General features: G+C 71.5%; 19 protein-coding genes, 1 tRNA gene, 1 pseudogene and 1 riboswitch. Of the genes and pseudogenes, 6 read left to right on the top strand and 15 right to left on the bottom strand.

Features of this window, described 5'->3' with window-relative positions:
* Window positions 1–7: 7 nt before the first annotated feature.
* A riboswitch (SAM riboswitch) is annotated at window positions 8–145 on the bottom strand.
* Between the two features lie 266 nt (window positions 146–411).
* Window positions 412–1,851 (top strand): alpha,alpha-trehalose-phosphate synthase (UDP-forming), encoded by a 1,440-nt coding sequence (locus NI17_RS21630; protein ID WP_068690376.1) that lies wholly within the window; start codon window positions 412–414, stop codon window positions 1,849–1,851.
* 129 nt (window positions 1,852–1,980) lie between these two features.
* A complete protein-coding gene (locus tag NI17_RS21625; RefSeq protein ID WP_199859989.1) occupies window positions 1,981–2,598 on the top strand; it encodes a Uma2 family endonuclease in 618 nt (205 codons plus the stop codon).
* A gap of 17 nt (window positions 2,599–2,615) precedes the next feature.
* Here the strand turns inward: NI17_RS21625 and otsB are convergent, their stop codons facing one another.
* On the bottom strand, window positions 2,616–3,434 hold the full coding sequence (gene otsB, locus NI17_RS21620; protein ID WP_068690070.1) for a trehalose-phosphatase: 819 nt from the start codon (window positions 3,432–3,434) through the stop codon (window positions 2,616–2,618).
* A gap of 111 nt (window positions 3,435–3,545) precedes the next feature.
* Window positions 3,546–3,869, bottom strand: a complete 324-nt coding sequence (locus tag NI17_RS21615) for a DUF3263 domain-containing protein (RefSeq protein ID WP_068690068.1) — start codon at window positions 3,867–3,869, stop codon at window positions 3,546–3,548.
* A gap of 71 nt (window positions 3,870–3,940) precedes the next feature.
* On the opposite strand from NI17_RS21615, the gene NI17_RS21610 reads away from it, so the two are divergent.
* Together NI17_RS21610 and NI17_RS21605 are read left to right on the top strand one after the other, a co-directional pair.
* Window positions 3,941–4,786 (top strand): SAM hydrolase/SAM-dependent halogenase family protein, encoded by an 846-nt coding sequence (locus tag NI17_RS21610; protein ID WP_068690066.1) that lies wholly within the window; start codon window positions 3,941–3,943, stop codon window positions 4,784–4,786.
* A 73-nt stretch (window positions 4,787–4,859) separates the two neighbouring features.
* Entirely contained in the window at window positions 4,860–6,089 is a 1,230-nt protein-coding gene (locus NI17_RS21605; protein ID WP_068690064.1) for a S8 family serine peptidase, read from the top strand.
* Here the strand turns inward: NI17_RS21605 and NI17_RS21600 are convergent.
* On the bottom strand, window positions 6,079–7,098 hold the full coding sequence (locus tag NI17_RS21600) for a serine hydrolase domain-containing protein (protein ID WP_068690062.1): 1,020 nt from the start codon (window positions 7,096–7,098) through the stop codon (window positions 6,079–6,081). The genes NI17_RS21605 and NI17_RS21600 overlap by 11 nt on opposite strands.
* A 1,159-nt stretch (window positions 7,099–8,257) precedes the next feature.
* On the opposite strand from NI17_RS21600, the pseudogene NI17_RS24760 reads away from it, so the two are divergent.
* A pseudogene (locus NI17_RS24760) lies at window positions 8,258–8,665 on the top strand (Scr1 family TA system antitoxin-like transcriptional regulator); the annotation flags it as partial.
* Window positions 8,666–8,729: 64 nt separating this feature from the next.
* Here NI17_RS24760 and NI17_RS21590 read toward each other — a convergent pair.
* From NI17_RS21590 to cysS, 4 genes are all read right to left on the bottom strand, one after another.
* On the bottom strand, window positions 8,730–8,930 hold the full coding sequence (locus NI17_RS21590; RefSeq protein WP_243597722.1) for a hypothetical protein: 201 nt from the start codon (window positions 8,928–8,930) through the stop codon (window positions 8,730–8,732).
* 29 nt (window positions 8,931–8,959) lie between these two features.
* Window positions 8,960–9,035 (bottom strand) — tRNA-Thr (locus NI17_RS21585).
* A gap of 41 nt (window positions 9,036–9,076) precedes the next feature.
* Entirely contained in the window at window positions 9,077–10,045 is a 969-nt protein-coding gene (gene rlmB, locus NI17_RS21580) for a 23S rRNA (guanosine(2251)-2'-O)-methyltransferase RlmB (RefSeq protein WP_068690058.1), read from the bottom strand.
* 69 nt (window positions 10,046–10,114) lie between these two features.
* Entirely contained in the window at window positions 10,115–11,515 is a 1,401-nt protein-coding gene (cysS, locus tag NI17_RS21575; protein WP_068690056.1) for a cysteine--tRNA ligase, read from the bottom strand.
* 402 nt (window positions 11,516–11,917) lie between these two features.
* Here cysS and NI17_RS21570 point away from each other — a divergent pair, with 402 nt between their 5' ends.
* Window positions 11,918–13,135: a DUF2637 domain-containing protein gene (locus NI17_RS21570; RefSeq protein WP_243597563.1), complete on the top strand. Its 1,218-nt coding sequence runs from the start codon at window positions 11,918–11,920 to the stop codon at window positions 13,133–13,135.
* Between the two features lie 53 nt (window positions 13,136–13,188).
* Here NI17_RS21570 and NI17_RS21565 read toward each other — a convergent pair whose 3' ends face one another.
* The 8 genes from NI17_RS21565 to dnaJ all read right to left on the bottom strand — a co-directional run bounded on the left by NI17_RS21565 (window position 13,189) and on the right by dnaJ (window position 22,760).
* Complete coding sequence (locus NI17_RS21565) at window positions 13,189–15,012, bottom strand: acyl-CoA dehydrogenase (RefSeq protein ID WP_068690052.1); 1,824 nt, start codon at window positions 15,010–15,012, stop codon at window positions 13,189–13,191.
* 115 nt (window positions 15,013–15,127) lie between these two features.
* Window positions 15,128–15,649, bottom strand: coding sequence for a hypothetical protein (locus NI17_RS21560; RefSeq protein ID WP_068690050.1), 522 nt, complete (start codon window positions 15,647–15,649; stop codon window positions 15,128–15,130).
* Window positions 15,650–15,763: 114 nt separating this feature from the next.
* On the bottom strand, window positions 15,764–16,528 hold the full coding sequence (locus NI17_RS21555; RefSeq protein WP_068690048.1) for an ABC transporter permease: 765 nt from the start codon (window positions 16,526–16,528) through the stop codon (window positions 15,764–15,766).
* Window positions 16,525–17,499: an ABC transporter ATP-binding protein gene (locus tag NI17_RS21550; protein WP_068690046.1), complete on the bottom strand. Its 975-nt coding sequence runs from the start codon at window positions 17,497–17,499 to the stop codon at window positions 16,525–16,527. Before NI17_RS21550 ends, NI17_RS21555 begins: the two co-directional genes overlap by 4 nt.
* A 171-nt stretch (window positions 17,500–17,670) precedes the next feature.
* Window positions 17,671–17,979, bottom strand: a complete 309-nt coding sequence (locus tag NI17_RS21545; RefSeq protein WP_068690044.1) for a winged helix-turn-helix domain-containing protein — start codon at window positions 17,977–17,979, stop codon at window positions 17,671–17,673.
* 486 nt (window positions 17,980–18,465) lie between these two features.
* Window positions 18,466–21,078, bottom strand: a complete 2,613-nt coding sequence (gene clpB / locus NI17_RS21540; protein ID WP_068690042.1) for an ATP-dependent chaperone ClpB — start codon at window positions 21,076–21,078, stop codon at window positions 18,466–18,468.
* 96 nt (window positions 21,079–21,174) lie between these two features.
* On the bottom strand, window positions 21,175–21,609 hold the full coding sequence (locus NI17_RS21535; protein WP_068690041.1) for a heat shock protein transcriptional repressor HspR: 435 nt from the start codon (window positions 21,607–21,609) through the stop codon (window positions 21,175–21,177).
* A 5-nt stretch (window positions 21,610–21,614) separates the two neighbouring features.
* On the bottom strand, window positions 21,615–22,760 hold the full coding sequence (gene dnaJ, locus NI17_RS21530; RefSeq protein WP_068690374.1) for a molecular chaperone DnaJ: 1,146 nt from the start codon (window positions 22,758–22,760) through the stop codon (window positions 21,615–21,617).
* Between the last annotated feature and the right edge of the window lie 84 nt (window positions 22,761–22,844).

Genomic DNA, 22,844 nt, shown 5'->3' with positions numbered 1-22,844 from the left:
CGTTCTCCCCTCATCTTCCCCGCGCCACCCTGGCGACGGGACGGAGTTGGCACCTGTCTCGGCCGCCTCGCACCTGACGAAACGTGCACCGAGATGGTTGCCGGGGCTTCGCAGGGCCGTGTCCCTCCACCCCTCTGGATGAGCAATCTGAAGTTGTGCGCTCGGTTCCGCACCGAGACCTGTCGGTCACTTTAACGGACAACGTGTCGGTATTTCCATCCGGGGTAGTTCGTCTTCGCCGCTTCCCCGGTCACGTGGACGTGGCCGACAGCAGGTCGCCGGACTGGTTTGCACGGCACTCCGACCGGCGAGACTAACCAGAACGTGTGACACGACCCGCCTCCCCCCGGCTCTTGGGCCGTGTAGTCAAATGGGGCATCGGACTCCAACCGCTGAGAGGTGGACCAACAGGTGGACAAGGCACAGATCCTCGTCGCTTCCAACAGGGGACCAGTGTCCTTCTCGATCGGAGACGACGGCGCCGTCAAGTCCCGGCGCGGCGGTGGCGGCCTGGTCTCCGGGCTGAGTTCGGTGGCCGCCGAGATCGACACGCTGTGGGTGTGCGCGGCACTGTCCGACGCCGACCGCAAGGCCGCCGCGGCCGCGCCCGAGGGCCGACTGGACAAGGCCGGATACGACGTCGGCGGGGCCAGCGTACGCATGCTGGACATTCCCGCCGAAACCTTTGGCAACGCCTACAACTCTGTGGCGAACTCCACACTCTGGTTTGTTCACCACATGCTCTACGACACCCCCAACAAGCCGGCGTTCGGCGCGCGGTTCCGCGCCGAGTGGGCGGACTACCGGGCCTACAACTCCGCCTTCGCCGAAGCGCTGCTGACCGGCGCCGACGAGGGGGCGAAGGTGGCCGTGCAGGACTACCACCTGGCTCTGGTGCCGCAGATGCTGCGGGTGCGCCGTCCGGACCTGCGCATCACGCACTTCTCGCACACCCCGTGGGCCCCGCCGGAGTACTTCCGGATGCTGCCCGCCGGGATCGGCCGGGAACTCCTGGAGGGCATGCTCGGCGCCGACTACCTGGGCTTCCTCAGCGTGCGCTGGGCCGACGCGTTCCTGCGGTGCTGCGAGGTCTTCCTGCGCGCCCCGGTGAACTGGGGCACCCGCACCGTCGACCACGGCGGCCGGATCGTGCGGGTCGGGGTGCACGGCCTGGGCGCGGACGCCGAGGGAATGCGCGAGCGGGCCGCGGCCGACGACGTGGCGCGGTGGCGGACCCGACTGCGCGAGCGCGTCGGCGACCGCAAGCTGGTCGTGCGGGTGGACCGCACCGAGCTGTCCAAGAACATCGTGCGCGGGCTGGAGGCCTTCGGCGAGCTGCTGCGCGAACGGCCCGAGTGGCGCGGACGCGCCACCCACCTGGCGTTCGCCTACCCCAGCCGGGGCGGTGTGGCGGAGTACCGCGCCTACACCGAGTCGGTGCGCGCGACCGCCGAGGCGGTCAACGCCGAGTTCGGCACCGACGACTGGACACCGGTGGTGCTGGAGGTCAACGACGACTACCCGCGCTCCCTGGCGTCCTACCAGATCGCCGACGTGCTGCTGGTCAACCCCATCCGCGACGGCATGAACCTGGTCGCCAAGGAGGGGCCGGTGCTGTCGCTGGACGGGGTGGCGCTGGTGCTGTCCACCGAGGCGGGCGCCGCCGACGAGCTGGGCCGCGACGCGCTGCTGGTCAACCCCTACGACGTGAGTGAGACCGCCGACGCCCTGCACCGGGCGCTGACCATGGACGACACAGAGCGCAGGCGGCGCACCGAGCGCCTGGCGGAGGCCGCCTCGGCGCTGCCCCCGCAGCGCTGGTTCCTGGACCAGTTGCGGGCGCTGGACTGACCGCCTCCCTCCGGCGCCGGGTGCGGCACGGCCCCGGCGCCGGAGGGAAGTTGTCCACAGATTCCGGAAAAGCACCTCCGCCGTCACCCTCCGTCGCCATACTGGCTTCCGTGAGTGATGGGAGGCACGATGACACTCATGAGCGCTGGCGAGACACACACCCCGCACCGGCCGCTGACCGTGGAGGACCTGCGGCGGATGCCCGACGACGGCCGCAGGTACGAACTGGTCGAGGGGCGGCTTGACGTGTCGCCCGCACCGCTCTCCGTTCACACACTCATCGAGTCGCGGCTGATGGTCCACCTGGGCGTGAACGCGCCCGACGATTTCATGGTGCTGACCGGGCCGGGGCTCAACCTCAACGCCGAGGGCACCCACCACCGCATCCCCGACCTCGCGGTGATCCGCGCCGAGGACTTCGAGAAGCCCTACCTCACCCGGCCGCCGCTGCTCGCGGTCGAGGTGGTCTCGCCCGAGAGCGTGTTCCGCGACCACCACACCAGGCTGCGCGAGTACGCCGAGTTCGGCATCGCCTCGTACTGGATCGTCAACCCGTCCGCCGACAAGCCCGGCATCGCCGAGTTCCGGCTCGACGGCGACCGCTACGTCGAGCACGCGCAGGTGTTCGGCGAGAACGTCCTCGCCACGGACGTGCCGTTCCCGGTGCGGACCGTCCCGCACTGGCTGCTGGCCGACGGCCCGTGGCGGCAGCGCATCGGCGGCGCCGGGACCGACGCCGCCGACTGATCCGGGACCCGGTCGGCTCAACCACCCAGGTCCGCCACCAGCTCCTCCAGGAACTCCACCACCCCCGAAGGTCCGGCCACCACCAGGTCGGCGCGCTTGGCGAGTTCGGTGACCTCGGTGGAGCCGCTGCACAGCCTGAACCCGGCCACGCCGCGGTCCCGCAGCCGCTCCACCGCGTCGTAGGCGGCGAGGTCGCCCAGGTCGTCGCCCGCGTACAGCACCGCCCCCGCCCCGGTGGCGGCGGCCAGGTCGGTCAGCGCCGCGCCCTTGTCCATGCCGGGCGGACGCAGTTCGATGACCATGCGGCCCGGCTCCACCGCGAGCCCCGACCGTTCGGCCAGGTCCGCCAGCGGGGCGCGCAGCAGTTCCAGAGCGGCGTCGGGGTCGGCGGTGCGCCGGGTGTGCACGGCCAGCGCGTGGTCCTTGTCCTCGATCCAGGTGCCGTCGGGCGCGCCGACCCGCTTGAGCACCCCGGGCAGCGCCGCGCGCACCGTGGACACGCCGGGCGGCGGGTCGGGCACGGCGAGCCGACCGTCCTCCCAGCGCTCGCGGCCGTAGTGGCCGAGCACGGTGATCCCCGGTACCGTGTCGAGCCCGCCGTACTCGACGGCCACCGCGGCGGGGCGTCCGGTGATGACGGCGACCGCGCGCACCCGTTCGGCCAGGGCGCGCAGCGCCGCGACCGCGCCGGGATGGGCCCTGGAGTCGCGCGGGTCGGGCACGATCGGCGCGAGGGTTCCGTCGAAGTCGAACGCGAGGACGGCGCGGTCGGGCTCGGCGCGGATGCGGTCGAGCGCGGCCCTGCCGCTCTCGGTTGTCGGTTGGAGAAGAGACATGGGCGGCTTTCCACTCGGTGGACTGGACGGTGGGGGGTATGCCCCGAACCGGCCGCGGCGGAACCCCCGCCCGGGGCGCGCCGCGGGTCCGGGCACGTCCGGTGGACGCGCCTAGAGTCGGATGCCGAGTTTCCGGGCGACGCGCTGCCGCCGCCGGTCGGCGCGCCTCCTGCGGAGACGTTTGACGGTCATCGGGTCGAAGACGAGCGCCTCGGGGCGGTCGATGAGGCCGTTGAGGATCTGGTAGTAGCGGGTGGGTGAGAAACCGAACTCGTCGCGGATGGCCTGCTCCTTGGAGCCTTCGAGCTTCCACCACTGGCGTTCGAAGGCGAGGATGCGCTGGTCGCGTTCGTCGAGTCGGGTCTGGTCAGCGGACGCCGATCGCCGGGGGGCGCGATCGGGCGGGTCCTGTTCTCTGGGTCCGGCATCTGACATTGGACGCCTCCTCGTCCGGATCGGGCGATTTATCGTAGCGACTCCAGGTGGGAATCAGGGAGAACCTCCGAATGACTAACCGCGAAGGTCACAGTTGCCTGTCCTTCCTCACCGACTACGGAACACGGGACGGTTTCGTGGCCGCCTGCCGCGGCCAGATGCTGCGGCACGCCCCCGGGGTGCCGGTGATCGACATCACCCACGAGATCCCGCCGGGGGACGTGCGGTGCGGCGCGACCGTGCTGGCCGACACCGCCCCCGAACTGCCGGACGCGGTGCACGTGTGCGTGGTGGACCCCGGGGTGGGCACCGAGCGGCGCAGTGTCGCGCTCGCCGCCGGAGGACACGTGCTGGTCGGTCCGGACAACGGGCTGCTGGTCTGGGCGGCGGAGGCGCTCGGCGGGATCGAGTCGGCCGTGGAGTTGACCAACGGGTCGCTGTGGCGGCATCCGGTGTCGCGCACCTTCCACGGCCGGGACGTCTACGCCCCCGTCGGGGCACGGATCGCCGCCGGGCTGCCGCTGACCGCGGCCGGTCGCGCGGTGGACCCGGCGGGCCTGGTGCGGCTGCCCGAACCGCGCCGGGAGGTCGTCGCGGGAGCGGTCCGGGGCGAGGTGCACGCCGTCGACCGGTTCGGCAACTGCCAACTGTCGCTGTTCCCCGAGGACCTGCGGGCCGCCCTGGGCGGGGCGGAGCCGCCCGACCGGATCACCGTGCTGCTGCCCACCGGTCCGCGGACGCTCGCCGTCGCCCCGACCTTCGGCGCGGTGCCCGGAGGCGAACCGCTGCTGTTGACCGACTCCGCCGGGCGGCTGGCCCTGGCCGTGAACGGCGCGAGCGCGGCCGAACTGCTCGGGCTGCGGGTGGGGGTGCCCGTGGAACTGACACTGACCAGCACAAAGCACGTGAAAGAATGACATGCGCCCACGGCAGTCCCGGCCGGAGCGCGCACGTCAGAGGTCATCGGCCGTCGGGGAGGTTTGAGTCGCCATGCGCACGACACGGACCAGGACGCTCGTCGCTCTGGGCGTCTGCGCGGCGTTGGCCGCCGGCCCGCTGGCCGCCCCGTCGGCGGCGGACGTCGCGGACCTGGGTGTCGACCAGTGGGGACTGGACAGGATCGGCGTGGACGAGGCGTGGGAGGAGTCCCGGGGCTCCGGCGTCACCGTCGCCCTGCTGGACACCGGGGTGGTCACCGACCATCCCGACCTGGATTCGGTCACGGTCGGTCCCGACCTCACCGGCCAGGACCCGGATCCCGGCAGTGACGGCTACGGCGTGCACGGCACGATGATGGCCGGGATCATCGCCGCGAGCGGGCACGGCGTCGAGCACACCGGCGGCGCCATGGGGGTGGCGCCGCAGGCGGAGATCCTGTCGATCCGGATCGCGACCGAGGCGGACGGACCGGAACGCGCCGCGGTCGAACCGGGTGCGCTCGCCGAGGGCATCCGCCGCGCCGTGGACGAGGGCGCGCAGGTCGTCAGCATTCCGCTCGCCGCCGGCGGCTTCTCCGCGCAGGCCGACGACGCCGAGCGGGAGGCGGTCGACTACGCTCTGGACAACGGTGTGGTCGTCATCGTCTCGGGCGGCGCGGACGGCGAGGCCGGCTATCCGGCCGCCTACCCGGGTGTGCTGGCGGTGGGATCGGTGGGCTCCGACGGGACGCTCTCGGACTTCTCCAGTCGCGGGGAGCACATCGCGTTGACCGCTCCGGGGGAGGAGATCACCGTCCTGGACGCGGAGGGCGGCTACACGACCGTCACCGGCAGCGACGCGGCGGCGGCGTTCACCGCCGGGGTGGCCGCGCTGATCCGCGCCGAGTACCCGCAGCTACAGCCGCACCAGGTCGTCGAGGCGCTCACCGAGGGCGCCGAGGCCCCCGCCGAACAGGGACAGCCCGGCTACGGAGCGGGAACACTGAGCGCCTCGGGGGCGATGGCCGCCGCCGGGACGACCGCCGAGAACGTGCCTCCCTTCGACCCGGAGCTCGCCGAGCAGCTCGCCGACGACCCGCTTGTTCCCCGGTGGGTGCTGTGGGCGGGCGGCACCGCGCTTCTGGTCCTGATGGCCGTGGTGGGCCTGGTGGTGCTGTGGCGGCGCTCCGCCAACCCCTATGACCTTCCCCGACGGGAACCGGAGTCGACGGCGGAGTCCGGCAGGCGCCCGGTCCGGGGGCGGCGCCGTCGCGGACGCGGGCGGCGCGGCGTCAGCCGGTGAACGCCGAACGGACGGCCGCCCTGAGGTCGCACAGGCCGGGGCGGCGGCGTCCGTAGTGGATGGCGTTGGTGAGCAGGCCGACGTAGCGTCCGGTGGACGGGTGCAGGAACAGGCTCGTCCCGGTGAGTCCGTTGTGGTAGACGAGGCCGTCGTCGGTGACCTTCCACGCCAGGCCGCGGGCGAACCGGGAGTCGACCGCCCGGTGCGGCAGCCAACTCTGCCGCACGAAGCTGGTGAACGGGGTGACGCCGTGCTCGCCCGCGTGCCACGCCAGCAGGCCTCGGGCGAAGATCCCCAGGTCGGTGGCTGTGCTGAAAACCCCGGCGTGCCCCGCGACACCGCCCATGAGGGCCGCGCTCTCGTCGTGCACCACCCCCCAGGTGGCCGCCACGCCCGGGATGCGGCGCTCGGTGGGGGCCACCGACGCGGTGCGCGGCAGCGGGCCGTAGCGGGTCTCCGTCAGGCCGATGTGCCGCCACAGGTCGTCCGCGAGCTGGTCCAGGGGCTGCCGGTGCAGGTGTTCCAACAGGAGGCCGAGCAGGATGAAGCCTCGGTCGGTGGAGCGGTATCCGGGTTCCTCCAGTTCCTCGGAGAGGATCGCCTCGGCCAGTGGCTGGTCGGTGCCGACGTAGCGTTCCAACCAGGTCACCGGGTTCAGGCGGGAGGTGTGCGTGAGGATCTGCCGGGCGGTCACCGCGCCCCCCGGATAGCTGCCGGGGAAGTAGTGGGACATGGGCGCGTCGAGGTCCAGCATGCCTTCGGCGACCGCCCGCCCGACCAGCGGCCAGGTAGCCATGACCTGGGTGAGCCCGGCCACGTCGTAGTACGTGTCGGGTGCGGTGACCGCCTCCCCGCACTCGATGCCGACGCGGCCGATCGCGATGAACTCCCACAGCCCTCCGGAGCCGACCACCGCCACGCCGCCGGGCAGCCATCCGGCGTCGACCATGACCTTGAGGACCCCTCGCAACTCCGCGCCGGTGCCCGCTACCCACTCCCCGTCACGCACACGTCTCCCCCTTTTCGTCTCCCGGATTCGCGGAAACCCATCCCCCCGGATACCCCGACCGGCGGGGATCTCACTCGGCCGCAATACGGACAGACCCTTTCCGGCGGGTAAAAATTCGGTCTTGCTCGACCGGTCCGCGCTGACCGGGAAGAACTGCCCACTGTCCGAGCGTGACCGCGATAAACACCCCAGATTGGCAGTGTCCGACTCACCGCGCACCGAACGGGAAAACGGGTTTCGGACGGGGCGGTGTGCGGGGGGCGGCGGCAACTCCACGAAGAACTGGGTGTACTGGCCCGGTGCCGCATGATTTTTCCGGGTTCTGGCGGTGGGGTGCTCATGGGGGGTACGGGGGCCGCGAACCGGTCCCGGGCCAGGGGTATTCCAGTTCGGCCCCTGGGGTGGGCGCCACGGGTTGCCCGTGGGAGCCCGCCCCGGACGGCTGGGGTGGACTGCCTCCCCTCCCCGGCCCGAGCCCGCGCCCGCGCCCGCCGCGGAGTCGGACGCTCGAGTCCCGGTGAGGAAAGGACAGAGCTGCCGGACCTCCCGGCCGACGCGCATCCTGGTGCCTGGTTCACCGGCCTCAACCGATGCCGAGGTCCCCTTCGGCCGCGAGGCGCGGCAGCTTCGGAGTCGGTTCGGGGCCGGGGAGGGATCGTCCTTTTCCCTCCGGGCGGGGCGAGGGCTCGCTGGACTTCGGCGGTGGGATTTCTCGTGAGGCGTCGGACGCGCGAGGACCGCAGCCAGCAGCGTGGCGGACATGGCCAGCAGACGCATGGCACTCCTGGGAGACAGGTGCCCTGTGGGAGCAGGACACGGGCGAAATCCGCGACCGTAGGATCTGAAGGTCCACGCCGCCCCCGGAAGAGGACCCGGACCGAATCGGCTGTCAGTCCCGCGCTCCGTCGTCGGCGCACCGCCCGCGTCCTGCTCCGACTGTGCGAGGCCAGAGGTTTGACCGCGGAGCAGGCCGCCACCGAAGCGAAGGAGCGCAGTCCTGAGCGCGCCTGGTCAGAGACGGAGTCACCAGGATCGGGATGCGAAGGATCTTGAGGCTGCGTGACGTCGACGTGCAGGCGCTGCTGGACGTGTACGGGGTGACCGGCCAGGAGACCCGGGAGGCGTACCGGCGCCTGGCTCGGGAGGCACCCCAGACCGGGTGGTGGGTTGGTTACCGGGACGTGCTCGGCTCCGGGCGTATGTCGACCTGGAGACCGAAGCGCCACGGATTCGCACGTCCGAACCGGCGGTCATTCCTGGCGTTCTCCAGACCGCGAACTACGCCAGAGCACTCGTCAGGGGCGGTGGCGTCGCTCCCGACGACCAGGCGGAGCGGCGGGTGGAGGCACCGATGATGCACAAGCAGACCTTGGGCCGTCCGAACTCGCCGCGGGTCTGGGTGATCACCGATGAGATGGACTCCCACATCACCGACTGGCGCAAGTCCGGCCACAGCACGGACACCGGCCAGAACTGCGTGGAGATCGCCGACCTGCCCGGCACCACTGCTGTTCGCGACTCGCAGCACCCGGCGGAAGGGCACCTGGAGTTCCCGGCCGCCGAGTGGGCGGGGCTGCTGGGTTGCGGTGCGCACCGGCGGTCTGTAACCGCTGTGAAGAAAGCCCTCGCTCTCAGAGGGCGAATTCGAGGGGGCGTCGCAACACTGCTGATCGACTGGCCACGGCCAGGCGCTCGGCCGGGGTCTCCCAGCCGAGCGCTTTGCGTGGGCGCGAGTCCAGCTCGGCGGCGACCTCCTCCAGACGCTGCCGGTCGCCCACGGCTGGAGTGTTGATCCTGACGAACACGGGCCGGAACCGCTGGTCACAGCCCACTTCCGGCAAGATCGTCGCTGCTGCCCGAGTGGAGCCGACGAGGGGACTTGAACCCCTAACCTGCCGCTTACAAGGCGGCTGCTCTGCCAATTGAGCTACGCCGGCCGGTGTCGGAACACCCAGGGGGAATGGTACCGGTTTCGGGTTCACTCCGCTGCCGTGCGGCGGCGGGCCACCTCGTAGAGGGCCACTCCGGCGGCCACCGAGGCGTTGAGGGACTCCACGCCTCGGATCGGGATGGAGACCACGACGTCGCAGGTCTCACGCACCAGACGGGACAGCCCCCTGCCCTCGGAGCCCACGACGACCACGAGCGGTTCGGTGGCCAACTCCAACTGGTCGAGACCCGTGTCGCCCTCGGCGTCCAGACCGGCGACGAAGAATCCCGCCTCCTGGTACTGCCTGAGCGTGCGGGTCAGGTTGACAACCTGCGCCACCGGCAGGCGGGCCAGTGTTCCCGCCGACGCCTTCCACGCGGCCGTGGTGACGCCCGCGGCGCGCCGCTCGGGCACCAGCAGTCCGTTCGCGCCGAACGCCGCCGCCGAACGCGCGACCGCACCCAGGTTGTGGGGGTCGGTGACCCCGTCCAGGGCGACCGCCAGCGGGGTCGTCTCGCCCCTGCGCGCCTCGTCGAGCAGGTCCTCGGCCGTCCAGTACTCGTAGGGGCGCACCTGGAGGATCATCCCCTGGTGCGCGGCCTTGGGCAGCCCGTTGCCCTCGCAGCGCCGGTCCAGTTCGGCCCGGGTGACCTCGGAGACCGCGACGCCCTGCTGTCCGGCGAGCCTGGCGGCCTCGGTGATCCGCTCGTCGGGGTCGAGGCTGTTGGCCAGCAGCAGCCGCGTCGCGGGCACCCTGGCGCGCAGCGCCTCCACCACCGGGTTGCGGCCGATCAGCAGCTCCGAGCCGTCCCGGCGGCGCAGCGCGGCCCCGTTGTCGCCCGCGACACGCACCGGTGTCGCGGGCCTGCTGGCGCTCCGGTCGGCCCTGGCCCGCTGCTTGTCGGCGTACCAGTGCCGCTTCTCGGCGGGAAGTGTGCCCTTCTTGCCCTCAAGCGCGCGGCGGCCCTTGCCGCCGCTGCCCTTGGTGGGACCCTTCTTCGTCCTCTTCGACGGCATGTCCTGATTCCTCGATTCGACGTCGGTGGGCAGGCCGGGTGTTCCCGGCCGCACCGACGGGTCGACGTCCTAGTCGCGCTTGAGTTCCCAGCGCGGTCCCTGGGGGGTGTCCTCGACGGCGATCCCCGCCTCGGCGAGTTGGTCGCGGATCTGGTCGGCGGTGGCGTAGTCCTTGCGCCTGCGCGCGGCCTGGCGCTGCTCCAGCACCACCGACACCAGCGCGTCGACCACCCCGCGCAGCCCGGAGTCGTCGGATCCGGCCCACTGCGGCGACAGCGGGTCCAGGCCGAGGACCGCGAGCATCGCCCGGAGCCGTCCCGCGATCTCGGCCGCGCGCTCCTTGGCGCCCTCGGCGAGCGCGGAGTTGCCCTCGCGCACGTGCGTGTGGGCGACCGCCAGCGCCTGGGGCACGCCGAGGTCGTCGTCGAGTGCGGCGGCGAACTCGTCGGGCACCGGCACCCCCTCGGGCACCGGTCCGGCGATCTCGTTCACCCGGACGAGGAAGTTCTCGAAACGCTGGTAGGCGGTGGCCGCCTCGCGCAGCGACTCCTCGGAGTAGTCCAGGTTGGAGCGGTAGTGGGCCTGGCCCAGGTAGTAGCGCAGCTCGACCGGGCGGACCCGCCGGGTCACCTCGGGGATCAGCAGCGAGTTGCCCAGCGACTTGCTCATCTTCTCGCCGCCGGTGGTGAGCATCCCGTTGTGCAGCCAGTAGCGGGCGAACCCGTCCCCGGCCGCGTTGGACTGCGCGGACTCGTTCTCGTGGTGCGGGAAGACGAGGTCGACACCGCCGCCGTGGATGTCGAACGTGGAACCGAGGTACTTGGTGGCCATCGCCGAGCACTCCAGGTGCCAGCCCGGACGCCCCGGTCCCCACGGGGTGGGCCAGGAGGGCTCACCGGGACGGGCGCCCTTCCACAGGGCGAAGTCGCGGGGGTCGCGCTTGGCGCGCGCGTCGCCGTCCTCGGTCGCACGCATCTCGTCGACACGCTGGTTGGACAGCGAACCGTACCTGGGATACGAGGCGACGTCGAAGTAGACGTCGCCGGAGCCGTCCTCGGCCGCGTAGGCGTGACCGCGTTCGACGAGCCGCCGCATCAGTTCGACCATCTCGGGGACGTGCCCGGTGGCGCGCGGCTCCACGGTGGGCGGCAGGCAGCCCAGCACGTCGTAGGCGTGGCTGAAGGCGCGGTGGTTGCGCTCGCTCACCTCCCACCACTGCACGCCCTCGGCGGCGGCGACCCGGAGGATCTTGTCGTCGATGTCGGTGACGTTGCGGCAGAAGACCACCTGGTAGCCGCGGTGGAGCAGCCAGCGGCGGAGGATGTCGAAGCTCACGCCCGAGCGGATGTGCCCGATGTGCGGGGGAGCCTGCACCGTGGCGCCGCACAGGTACAGCGAGACACATCCCTCGCGAAGCGGGACGAAGTCACGGACCTGGCGGGTTCGGGTGTCATAGAAGCGCAGACTCACGCTGCCCAGGGTAGCCGTTTCCCGGCCCTCTCTGCGATCCTCCCGGACCGCTGTACGTCGCGCCCGCGTCCGCCGCGTGGGGGCGGGATGATCCGTGAAGCGGTCGGCACGTAATTGCCCGAGGTTCCTCGACCGAAGCCGTGACGTGGCGCACGGGACCGATCGGCTCTTCGCACACCTCTCTTCCCCGCGGCGCCTGCCAACTGGGAGAACCGGAAGAGCCCCGGGGCGCACGCCGTGGCGTCTCCTACCGTTTTCGGCCGGGAACCTCGTGCTAGCAGCCGGTTCTGGGCTAGCCTGCGCACGATGGCAGCTCAATCCTCCCGACCCTCCCGAGCCGCCCGCCGCACGGCGCCCCCGCCGAACGCGACGGGCGGGTCGCCGCGTTCGGCTGTCATCGTGATGGCCGTTCTCGGTGTCGCCGTGATCGCGTCCTGCGCCGTCCTGCTGTCCTACAACGGCATCTACCAGGTCGCCGTGCGGGGCGGCGCCGACGGGTGGACCGCGCACCTGTACCCGGCGCTGTTCACCCTGCTGCTGCTGATGGCCTTCTGGACCACCTATCTGCTGCGCGAGGCGCCACGGCGCCGCCGGGTCTGGGTGGACCTGCTCGTCCTGGTGATGATCCTGCTCGCGGCGGCGGCCAGCGCGCTGCGCTCGTTCCGCTACGAACTGCTGGAGTGGGTGGCGACGCTCGTCGTCGCGGTGGCGCCCTGGGCCGCGCTGCTGATCTCGTTCCGGCTCATGCTGTGGATCGTGGCGCAGGTCCGCGGCGAACGCTCCTCCGGACACCGGCCGGTTCCGGCCGACGTCGATGACGGGGCCGCGGACGAGGAGGAACCGGACCCGGACCGGACGGCGGCACGCGCTCCGGCCGTCGCGCCTCCCCTGCCACCGGTCGACCGCGCACCGGAGGAGCCGGAACCGGTGCCGACGCCGCCCGGTTCCCCGGCTCCGCTGCCCGATCCGGTGGCGGACACCGGACCGTACGCCTCCGAGCCGCTGTCGGCGGCCGACAACTGGACGGCCGACTCGGCGCCGCCCCTCCCGGACCTGTTCGACGGCCCCCACCGGCCGGAGCCGGACGGCGGGGTGCGCGGCTCCGAGCCGGACTCCGTCTCCGCGTCGGGTTTCCCGCCGGACTCCGGAGGCGACCGACTTCCCCGGCGCGTCCCCGCGTCGGGCAGCAGTGCGATTCGGCAGGCCGCCGCCCCCCGTGACGACACGGAGAAACCGTCCGAGCCCACCGGGTCCGCCGCGGCGCGGCGGGACGCGGACCGGGCGGCCCCCGACACCGCCTGGGCGGACGACGCGGACTGGGAGAGCGTCGACGACCTCGACGACTGGGAGAGCGCCTCCCCGCTCACGGACGACCCGGCCGGCGACGAGGCGCACTCGGCCGTGGGGGCGGTCGACGCGCCGGAACCGTCCTCCGGTGCCGAGCCGGAGGCTTCGGCTTCCGAGGATTCCGAGGCCGACACCGTGCCGCCCGAGGACGCCGAAGCCGAGACGGCGATCCGTCGGCGTCCCATGGTCCTCAAGCCCCGGAGGAGCGGCATACCGCCGCTGCGCCCTCCGTCGAGCGAGGTGCGCAGCACGCCGACACCGCCGGAGGAGTAGTCGGGGCGGGGCCGTGCGGCCCCCGCCCCGACCGTGTCGCCTGGTCGTCTCCTCTAGAACGCGGACTCGGGCAGGTCCATCAGGTCGAGCGTGGTGCGCTCGGCGATCCTGCGCTCGACGGACAGCCGGGGCAGGACCTGGTCGGCGAAGAACCGCGCCGCGGCGATCTTGCCGGTGTAGAAGTCCCTGTCGGCGTCGCCCGCGCCGTCGAGGCGGGACAGCGCGACCTCGGCCTGGCGCAGCAGCAGCCAGCCCAGCACCAGGTCGCCCAGGGCCAGCAGCAGGCGGGTGGTGTTGAGGCCGACCTTGTAGATCTCGCGGGTCTCCTCCATGGAGCGCATCGCGTCGCCGACCATGGTCTCGACCATCGCCTGGACGTCGGCCGCGGCCTCGGCGAGCTGCGCGCGCTCGTTCTTGAGCTGGCCGTTGCCCGCCTCACTCGTGGCGAACGCCTGGATCTCGCCCATGAGCCTGCCCAGCGCCTGGCCGTTGTTCTTCACGATCTTGCGGAAGAACAGGTCCATGCCCTGGATGGCGGTGGTGCCCTCGTAGAGGGTGTCGATCTTGGAGTCCCGGATGTACTGCTCGATCGGGTATTCCTGGAGGTAGCCGGAGCCGCCCAGGGTCTGCAGGGACTCGGCGAGCAGCGCGTAGGAGCGCTCCGAGCCCACGCCCTTGATCAGCGGCAGCAGCAGGTCGTTCAGGGCCTCGTGCTCGGAGGCGTCCTCGCCGTTGGCGGTGGCGATCTGCACCGCGTCCTGCTGGGTGGCGGTGTAGATGACCAGTGCGCGCAGCGCCTCGGCGTAGGCCTTCTGCAGCATCAGGCTGCGGCGCACGTCGGGGTGGTGGGTGATGGTCACCCGGGGCGCGGTCTTGTCGGCCTGCTGGGTGAGGTCGGCGCCCTGGACCCGCTCCTTGGCGTAGGCGAGCGCGTTGAGGTAGCCGGTGGACAGGGTGGCGATGGCCTTGGTGCCGACCATCATCCGGGCGTACTCGATGACGAGGAACATCTGCCGGATGCCGTCGTGCTTGTCGCCGACGAGGTAGCCGACCGCGGGGTGCTTGGCGCCGAAGGTCACCTCGCAGGTGGTGGAGACCTTCAGGCCCATCTTGTGCTCGACGTTGGTGACGTAGACGCCGTTGCGCTCTCCCAGCGATCCGTCCTCGTCGACCAGGTACTTGGGCACCAGGAACAGCGACAGGCCCTTGGTGCCGGGGCCGTGGCCCTCGGGGCGGGCGAGCACGAGGTGGAAGATGTTCTCGGTCATGTCGTGCTCGGCCGAGGTGATGAAGCGCTTGACGCCCTCGATGTGCCAGGTGCCGTCGTCCTGCCTGATCGCCTTGGTGCGTCCGGCGCCCACGTCGGAGCCCGCGTCGGGTTCGGTGAGGACCATGGTGGCGCCCCAGCCGCGCTCGATCGCCAGTTGGGCGAACTTCTTCTGCTCCTCGTTGCCCTCCTGCCAGAGGACGTGGGCGAAACCGGGGCCTGCGGAGTACATGTGCACGGCGGGGTTGGCGCCCAGGATCAGCTCGGCCGCCGCCCACACGAGGGAGCGGGGAGCGCCGGTGCCGCCCAGTTCGGGGGGCAGGTCCAGGCGGTACCACTCGGCGTCCATGTACGCCTTGTAGGACTTCTTGAAGCTCTCGGGGATCTTCACCGAGTTGGTCTCGGGGTCGAACACCGGGGGGTTGCGGTCGGCGTCCTCGAAGGATTCCGCGACAACCCCGGTGGCCAGGCGGTTGACCTCGTCCAGGATGGTACGGGCGGTGTCCTCGTCGAGTTCTCCGAAGGGACCGGAGCCCATCACCTCCTGGCGGTTGAACACCTCGAACAGGTTGAATTCGAGATCCCGAAGGTTGCTCTTGTAGTGCGTCATGGCCCGCGCTCCGCTGTGTCACGGCCGCTGCTTACACACAGCGATCTACTGACTGGTAACAAACCAATGTTACTACTCAGTAGTAGTCGAGTGCCAGAGGGCCCGGGTGACAGCGTCATGACCCGATGGCCATCACCCGGATGATCGCGTCCAGCAGTGCGCCGACCTCCGGCAGCGGCCCCTCCCCGAGGTCGAGGCTGCGCCCGTCCCGGGTCCAGCGGACCAGCCGGGTCCGGCGCTCGGTGCTGTTTCCGCGGAACGTGCGGTCGGCCTCCAGGACGAAGAAGTCCGGGTCGCCCGGGCCGAGGAACGGATCGTCGCCGCGGGCGCCGCACACCAGGTAGGCCTCCCCCGTCCGCATCGGCTGGGGCAGCACCACCACGGCGGCCTCCAGCGCTCCACGGACGGTGAAGACCGTGGTCAACCCGGCGGACGACAGGCGCTGCTCCTCGGGCAGCGTGGCTCCGGCGCGCTGCCACGCGCCGAGCAGGCCCTCGGCGAGCCGCTTCTCGCGGGCCAGGGTGAAGAACCGGGGACCGAGTTGGAACGTGATCGCGCGCAGCACGACGTTGGTGAACTCGTGGTGGTGACGCCGAGGCGTGTCGTCGTCCCGGCGTGGCACATGCCCCGCACGCATGCCTGCTCCTCCCAGCCGAAGCACCTGGCAACCATTGTCCTCTCCCTTCGGAGGAGCAGAAGGAGAACTCCCCGAGGCGGCGCCGTCGGGGAGGACCGGGAGGCTCCGTCGCGGTCAGTGGGACTCGCCCTGGTCCCACCGGAAGGTGCGGACCGCCAGCAGGACGCACACCGCCGCCGTGGCGAGGACCACGAGCACCGAGAGCCAGGCGGGGTGCACGGGGTCCCTGCCGGGCAACCGCGCGGCCATCAGGTCCGCGAAGAAGGCCGTCGGCAGGTGGCCGAGCACCTTCGCGACCGCGTCGGGCAGCAGGTCCAGCGGGACGACGAACCCGCTGAGGAAGAACGCGGCCAACTGCACCAGGGTGCTCACGTTGGCCGCGGCGTCGGGGGTCTCCAGCAGCCCGCCCAGCAGGTAGCCCAGCGCACCGAACATGAGCAGGCCGAGCAGGCTGACGCCGAACAGCGCGGGCAGCGCGGACAGCTTCACCGCGCCGATCGCCACACCGATCGCGAGCAGCAGCGCCACCTGGACCAGCACCAGTCCCAGCCGTGCGGGCATGTGGGTGAGGACCAACCGGGTCCGGCCCACGGGGGTCGTGCCCAGCAGCCGCAGCGTCCCCCTGCTGCGCATGGCGGCCAGCGGAGCCGCGGTCGCCGTGCAGCCGACACCGGTGAGCGCCAGGTAGACCGCCATGGGCACAACCATCTGCCGCAGGTCCGTACCGGAGCCGGGGGCTTCGGGCATGATCCGCTCCAGCCCCAGGAACATCCCCATCATGCCGAGGGGGAAGATCAGCGCGAAGAGGAAGTACTTGCGGTCGCGGACGAACTCGCGGGTCTGCAGCAGGACCAGTTCCCGCATCACGGATGTGCTCACGCGCCCTCCTCGGCGTTCTCGGTGACGTCGGCCCGGGCGAAGGAGCGTCCGGTGACCCGGCGGAACACCTCCTCCAGTCCGGCCTCCCCGGTCTGGATGCGGCGGGCGTCCAACGGTCCGGTCAGCACATCCACGAGGACGCGGTCGGGGTCGAGCGTCCGCAGCCGCACCCGGACGCCGCCTCCGGGCCGCTCGACCGTGGTCGTCTCCAGCACGCCGGCGTGCTCCTCCAGCCAGGTCAGGTCACTTCCGGCCGCGACCGTGAACAGCACCTCCTGTTCGGGGGCGTGCTCGCGGACCAGTTCCTCCGGTGCGCCGCAGGCGACGATCCGGCCGCGGTCGAGGATGGCGACGCGGTCGCAGAGCTCCTCGGCCTCCTCCATGGAGTGGGTGGACAGCAGCACCGTCCCCCCGGTGTCGCGGTGCGCGCGGATCGCCTCCCACAGCTCCTCGCGGGCGTTGGGGTCCATCCCGGTGGACGGCTCGTCCAGGACGAGCAGCCCGGGCCTGGAGATCAGCGCGGCGCCGACCAGCAACCGCTGCCGCTGCCCGCCGGACAGTCTGGCCACCCGCACGTCACGCGACCGGGTCAGGCCCATCCGTTCGATGACCTCGTCGGGGTCAGCGGCGTCGGGGTAGAAGGAGGCCCACGCGCGCAGCAGTTCCGCGACGGTCTGGAACTCGAACACCGCCGCCTGCTGGGGCTGGACGGCCACCGATCTGCGGATCTCGTCACGCTGACGGACCGGGTCGAACCCCAGGACGCGCACCGTGCCCTCGGTGGGCGTGCGCAGTCCCACCAGGGTCTCGATGGTCGTGGTCTTGCCCGCGCCGTTCGGGCCGAGCAGTCCGAAGATCTCCCCGTCCCCGATCGTCAGGTCGATCCCGGCGACGGCGGTGACTCCGCCGCCGGGAGCGGGATAGCGCTTGACCAGTCTCTCGATGACCACCGCGGGGCCGGTCGGGGCCATTGCGACCTCCTTCCCGTCGTCGACCGCACTCTCCGGTTTTCGGAAGTACTTTCCTTGCCGACTGTTTTCACCAAGGTGGCACATACTTTCCATTCTGGCAAGTACTAGCCAACGAAGAAGGCCCGCCCGGCCCGTGGTCGACGGGCGCGGGCGGGCCGCGGACTCCGCGGGTCAGGAGCTCTCGACCACTCCCGACGCGATCTCCCTCAACGCGTTGACGTGGCGTTCGAGCGCGCGCCGCCCCTCCCCGGTGAGAGACAGGTAGGTGCGCGGGCGCTTGCCGACGAACGTCTTGCGCACCCTGACGTAACCGGCCTTCTCCAGGGTGGCGATCTGCTTGGACAGCGCCGAGTCGGTGATCTCCACGGCCTCGCGCACGGTCCTGAAGTCCGCCGTCTCGACCGCCGCCAGGGCGGCCATGACGGAGAACCGCACCGGGGCGTGGATGACCTCGTCAAGCGACTTGCGCGGATGCGTCATGGCCGCGTACTCCCCCCAGAGATCGTGGTGCCCTCGCCGGTGCGGGTCGACGGCAGGAGGACGGGACGGCCGCCCGACGGCGGACCCGGTCGGTATCCACCAGTACAGCACCCCGGGGCCGGAAGCCGCGTCGCGCAGGACAGATCCACTGCCCGGTGACCGCACGCGGCGGCCCGGCCGCCACGTCGGCACGGCACCCGGACTCTCCGAATCGGGATCACCTCGCCCCGCCGCTGCGCCACGGCCACCGCCTCGTAGTCTCTTCGGGGTTTCCTACCATGGCAAGTACCTGCCGCCCTGGCAAGCAAACCGGCCGCGGCGGCCCCGGGGAGCGCCGCCTCCGAGCGTCGCTGTCCGCTCGCGCCGGGGGAGGAGCGCATCCGACCGGTCCTCGGACTCCAGCACTGACCGCCGCGCCCCGCGCCGGAACCGCTGAGGGGCCGCGGCGTTCACACGCCACCGCCCCTCAGCGGTTCCCGGCCTCCGTCACGCGATGCCCGCGGGCACGGTCTTTCCCACCGGTTCCACCACCAGTGAGTCCTTGGACTCGTCCAGGTCCACGAGGACGGTGTCGCCCTCGTTCAGAGCACCCGACAGCAGCTCCCGGGCCAGCGGGTCGCCGATGGCGGTCTGCACCAGCCGCCGCAGCGGACGGGCGCCGTAGACCGGGTCGTAGCCGGTCAGGGCCAGCCAGTCGCGGGCGGCCGGAGTGACGTCCAGCTTCAGCCGCCGGTCGGCCAGCCGCCGGGCCAGCCGGTCGACCTGCAGGTCGACGATCTCGGTCAGCTCGTCGGTGGACAGCGCGTCGAACACGATCACGTCGTCCAACCGGTTCAGGAACTCCGGCTTGAAGGTGGTGCGCACCACCTGCATGACCCTGTCGTGCCGCTGGGCGTCGTCCAGCGCGGGGTCGACCAGGAACTGCGACCCCAGGTTGGAGGTCAGGACCAGGATGGTGTTGCGGAAGTCCACGTGACGGCCCTGGCCGTCGGTGAGCCGACCGTCGTCGAGGACCTGCAGCAGGGTGTCGAAGACCTCGATGTGCGCCTTCTCCACCTCGTCCAGCAGCACCACCGTGTAGGGGCGGCGCCGCACGGCCTCGGTGAGCTGGCCGCCCTCCTCGTAGCCGACGTAGCCGGGAGGCGCGCCGACCAGCCGGGCCACCGAGTGCTTCTCGGAGTACTCGCTCATGTCGAGACGCACGATCGCGCGCTCGTCGTCGAACAGGAACTCCGCCAGCGCCTTCGCCAGTTCCGTCTTGCCCACACCCGTGGGGCCGAGGAACAGGAAGGAACCGGTGGGCCGGTCCGGGTCGGAGATCCCGGCCCGCGCCCGGCGCACCGCGTCGGAGACCGCGGCCACCGCGCGCTTCTGGCCGACCAGGCGCCTGCCCAGCTCCTCCTCCATGCGCAGCAGCTTGGTGGTCTCGCCCTCCATCAGCCGACCGACGGGGATTCCGGTCCACGACGACACGACGTCGGCCACGTCGTCGGCACCGACCTCCTCCTTGACCATGGTGGCCTGCCGCTCGGCCTCCCCCTCCTCGGAGGCGGCCTCCTCGAGCTGCCGCTCCAACTGCGGGATCTCCCCGTACATCAGCCGGGAGGCCTCCTCGAAGTCGCCGTCGCGCTGGGCGCGCTCGGCCTGGCCGCGCAGCTCGTCCAGCCTCTCCTTGAGCTCGCCGACCCGGTTGAGCCCGGCCTTCTCCTGCTCCCAGCGGGCGACCAGCGCGTTGAGCTGCTCCTGCCGGTCGGCGAGGTCGGCGCGCAGCCGCTCCAACCGCTGCCTGGCGGCGGTGTCGGACTCCTTGCTCAGCGCCATCTCCTCCATCTTGAGGCGGTCGACGGCGCGCTGCAGTTCGTCGATCTCCACCGGCCGGGAGTCGATCTCCATGCGCAACCGGGACGCCGCCTCGTCGATCAGGTCGATGGCCTTGTCCGGCAGGAACCGGGCGGTGATGTAGCGGTCGGACAGGGTGGCCGCCGCCACCAGCGCCGAGTCGGCGATCTGCACCTTGTGGTGGGCCTCGTAGCGGCCCTTGAGCCCGCGCAGGATCGCGATGGTGTCGGCCGCCGACGGTTCGCCGACCATCACCTGCTGGAAGCGCCGCTCCAGCGCCGGGTCCTTCTCGATGCGTTCGCGGTACTCGTCCAGGGTGGTCGCGCCCACCATGCGCAGCTCACCGCGGGCCAGCATCGGCTTGAGCATGTTGCCCGCGTCCATCGCGCCCTCGGCCGCGCCCGCGCCGACCACGGTGTGCAGCTCGTCGATGAACGTGATGACCTGGCCGTTGCTCTGCTTGATCTCGTTGAGGACGGCCTTGAGCCGCTCCTCGAACTCGCCCCGGTACTTCGCTCCCGCCACCATCGCGGGCAGGTCGAGCGAGATGAGCCGCTTGTCGCGCAGCGACTCGGGCACGTCGCCGGCGACGATGCGCTGGGCCAGGCCCTCGACGACCGCGGTCTTGCCCACCCCCGGCTCGCCGATGAGCACCGGGTTGTTCTTGGTGCGCCGCGACAGCACCTGGACGACCCGGCGGATCTCGGCGTCGCGGCCGATCACCGGGTCCAGTTCGCCGTCACGGGCGCGCCGGGTGAGGTCCACCCCGTACTTCTCCAGCGCCTGGTAGGTGTCCTCGGGGGTCTCCGAGGTGACCCGGGCGCCGCCGCGCACCCGCTCGAACGCCTCCAGCAGCGTCTCGGGCGTGGCGCCCGCCTCGCGGAGCAGGGTCGCGGCCGTGCCGCCGTCGGCGGCCAGTCCGACCAGCAGGTGCTCGGTGGAGACGAACTCGTCGCCCAACTGCTTGGCACGCTGCGCCGCGGTGTTCAGCGAGACGATGAGCTGCCGGGAGGTCGCCGGTGCGCTGACCGTGGACCCCGCCGCCCTGGGAAGCGCGGAGATCGCCTCCTCCACGCGGGGGACGAGCCTGCCGGGGTCCGCGCCGACCTCCTTGAGCAGGGGACGCACGACCCCCTCGGCCTGACCGACGAGGGCGGAGAGCAGATGTACCGGTTCGACCTGTGGACTTCCGTCCGCGGTGGCTCTCCGGATCGCCGCGGACAGCGCCTCCTGGCTCTTCTTGGTGAGCTTGTAATCCATGGTTTGCCGCCCCTTCAAGGCACAGAACAGGTAGGACGTATGCGCTGACCCGCCCGGAGGCCCGAAGGAGCCCGGGGCCGGGGCGGCCCGGGGCTGCTACTGCGTCTCGGGGGGCTGGGTCGTGGTGTGGTTGAAGATGGTGACGCGGGTGCGGCGGACCGGGATCAGTTCACCGCCGCCCCCGCCGGGCCGTGCGCTGGTGGCCCGGCGGGCCGCGGCGGAGCGCGCCGCGTTCAGTTCGTTGTGCAGGTGGAAGATGTGTTCGCGCAGTTCGGCCACTTCGCGCTGCAACTCCAGGATGCGTTTGATGCCCGCGAGGTTGATGCCCTCCTCCTGGGACAGGCGCTGCACCTCGCGCAGCATCTGGATGTCGCGCATCGAGTAGCGTCGGCCGCGGCCCGCCGTACGCCCGGGACTCACCAGTCCGAGCCGGTCGTACTGGCGCAGTGTCTGCGGGTGGAGTCCCGACAGTTCCGCCGCCACCGAGATGACGTAGACGGGAGTGTCGTCGCCGAACGTGGCATCGTTCATGGTTCTCACGCCCCCTTCGCCCGGGCTTCCAGGTCGGCGCGCGGGTTGTGGTCGGCGGTGGCGGCTCGGAACCGCTCCAGCGCCTCCCGCGCCTCGCTGTTGAGATTCTGCGGCACCGCCACCTCGATGGTCACCAGCAGGTCGCCGGTCGTGCCGTCGCGCCTGGTGGCTCCCTTGCCTCGGACGCGCAGGACACGCCCGTTGCGGGTGCCCGGGGGAATCTTCACGGTGACGGGGAAGCCGCTCAGGGTGGGCACGCGCACGTCCGCTCCCAGTGCGGCCTCGGCGAAGGTGACCGGAACGGTGACGGTGAGGTTGTCGCCGGACCGCCCGAACACGGGGTGCGGTCTGACCCTGACCGTCACCAGCAGGTCGCCGGCGGGTCCGCCGCGTTCCCCCGGTTCGCCCTTGCCCCGGAGCCGGATCTTCTGCCCGTCGGCCACTCCCGCGGGAATGCGGGCCTGCACCGTGCGGGTGCTCTTGACGTTCCCGGAGCCGCCGCAGGTGGCGCACGGGTCGTCGGCGAGGAAGCCGCGTCCCTTGCACAGGCTGCACGGTTCCGACAGGGAGAAGCCGCCGAGGTTGGTGCTCTCGTGTCCGGTGCCCGCGCACTTGGGGCAGACCCGGGGTGTGGTCCCGGGTTTGGCCCCGGTGCCCCGGCAGGTGGGGCACGAGGTCGAGGTGGTCAGGTTGAAGGACGCGGTGGTCCCGTTGACCGCCTCGGTGAAGCTGAGCGTGGTCTCGGTCTCCAGGTCGGCGCCGCGCCGGGACTGGCTGGTGCGGCCGCCGCGCCCGCCGAACAGCCCGCCGAACAGGTCGGTGAGCCGCTCGCCGCCGCTGGACGCGGTCTGACCGAACAGGTCGCCGAGGTGGAAGTCGCCGACACCGCCGCCTCCGCCGGGCCGGTAGGAGCCGCCGAACAGCGACCGGGCCTCGTCGTACTCCTTGCGGCGCTTCTCGTCCGACAGGACGCTGTAGGCCTCGGAGATCTCCTTGAACCTGCCCTCGGCCTCGGTGTCGCCCTTGTTGGCGTCGGGGTGGTACTTGCGCGCGAGCTTGCGGTAGGCAGCCCTGATCTCGTCCGCGGTGGCCGTCTTTGAGACTCCGAGGACCTTGTAGTAGTCCTTCTCCAGGTAGTCCTTGGTGCTCATCGACGTCTGCTTCTCCCGCTCCGTGCTCAGGTGGTTGGTGAGTGGCGTGTCCCGGGCCGCGGCCCGGGACACGTCTGCTGCTCG

It is taken from the genome of Thermobifida halotolerans (genome assembly GCF_003574835.2).
GTDB classification, from domain to species: Bacteria; Actinomycetota; Actinomycetes; order Streptosporangiales; family Streptosporangiaceae; genus Thermobifida; species Thermobifida halotolerans.
The sequence above is the reverse complement of the archived record's forward strand: the minus strand, read 5'-3'. Positions and strand labels throughout refer to the sequence as shown.

Bases quoted from the DNA above. Each gene is read 5' to 3' on its own strand.
- NI17_RS21570 (WP_243597563.1), top strand. From the start codon at position 11,918: ATGGCCGTTCTCGGTGTCGCCGTGATCGCGTCCTGCGCCGTCCTGCTG.
- clpB (WP_068690042.1), bottom strand. From the start codon at position 21,078: ATGGATTACAAGCTCACCAAGAAGAGCCAGGAGGCGCTGTCCGCGGCG.
- NI17_RS21605 (WP_068690064.1), top strand. From the start codon at position 4,860: ATGCGCACGACACGGACCAGGACGCTCGTCGCTCTGGGCGTCTGCGCG.
- NI17_RS21610 (WP_068690066.1), top strand. From the start codon at position 3,941: ATGACTAACCGCGAAGGTCACAGTTGCCTGTCCTTCCTCACCGACTAC.
- dnaJ (WP_068690374.1), bottom strand. From the start codon at position 22,760: ATGAGCACCAAGGACTACCTGGAGAAGGACTACTACAAGGTCCTCGGA.
- NI17_RS21615 (WP_068690068.1), bottom strand. From the start codon at position 3,869: ATGTCAGATGCCGGACCCAGAGAACAGGACCCGCCCGATCGCGCCCCC.
- NI17_RS21560 (WP_068690050.1), bottom strand. From the start codon at position 15,649: ATGCGTGCGGGGCATGTGCCACGCCGGGACGACGACACGCCTCGGCGT.
- NI17_RS21565 (WP_068690052.1), bottom strand. From the start codon at position 15,012: ATGACGCACTACAAGAGCAACCTTCGGGATCTCGAATTCAACCTGTTC.
- NI17_RS21535 (WP_068690041.1), bottom strand. From the start codon at position 21,609: ATGAACGATGCCACGTTCGGCGACGACACTCCCGTCTACGTCATCTCG.
- otsB (WP_068690070.1), bottom strand. From the start codon at position 3,434: ATGTCTCTTCTCCAACCGACAACCGAGAGCGGCAGGGCCGCGCTCGAC.
- NI17_RS21550 (WP_068690046.1), bottom strand. From the start codon at position 17,499: ATGGCCCCGACCGGCCCCGCGGTGGTCATCGAGAGACTGGTCAAGCGC.
- NI17_RS21545 (WP_068690044.1), bottom strand. From the start codon at position 17,979: ATGACGCATCCGCGCAAGTCGCTTGACGAGGTCATCCACGCCCCGGTG.
- NI17_RS21625 (WP_199859989.1), top strand. From the start codon at position 1,981: ATGACACTCATGAGCGCTGGCGAGACACACACCCCGCACCGGCCGCTG.
- rlmB (WP_068690058.1), bottom strand. From the start codon at position 10,045: ATGCCGTCGAAGAGGACGAAGAAGGGTCCCACCAAGGGCAGCGGCGGC.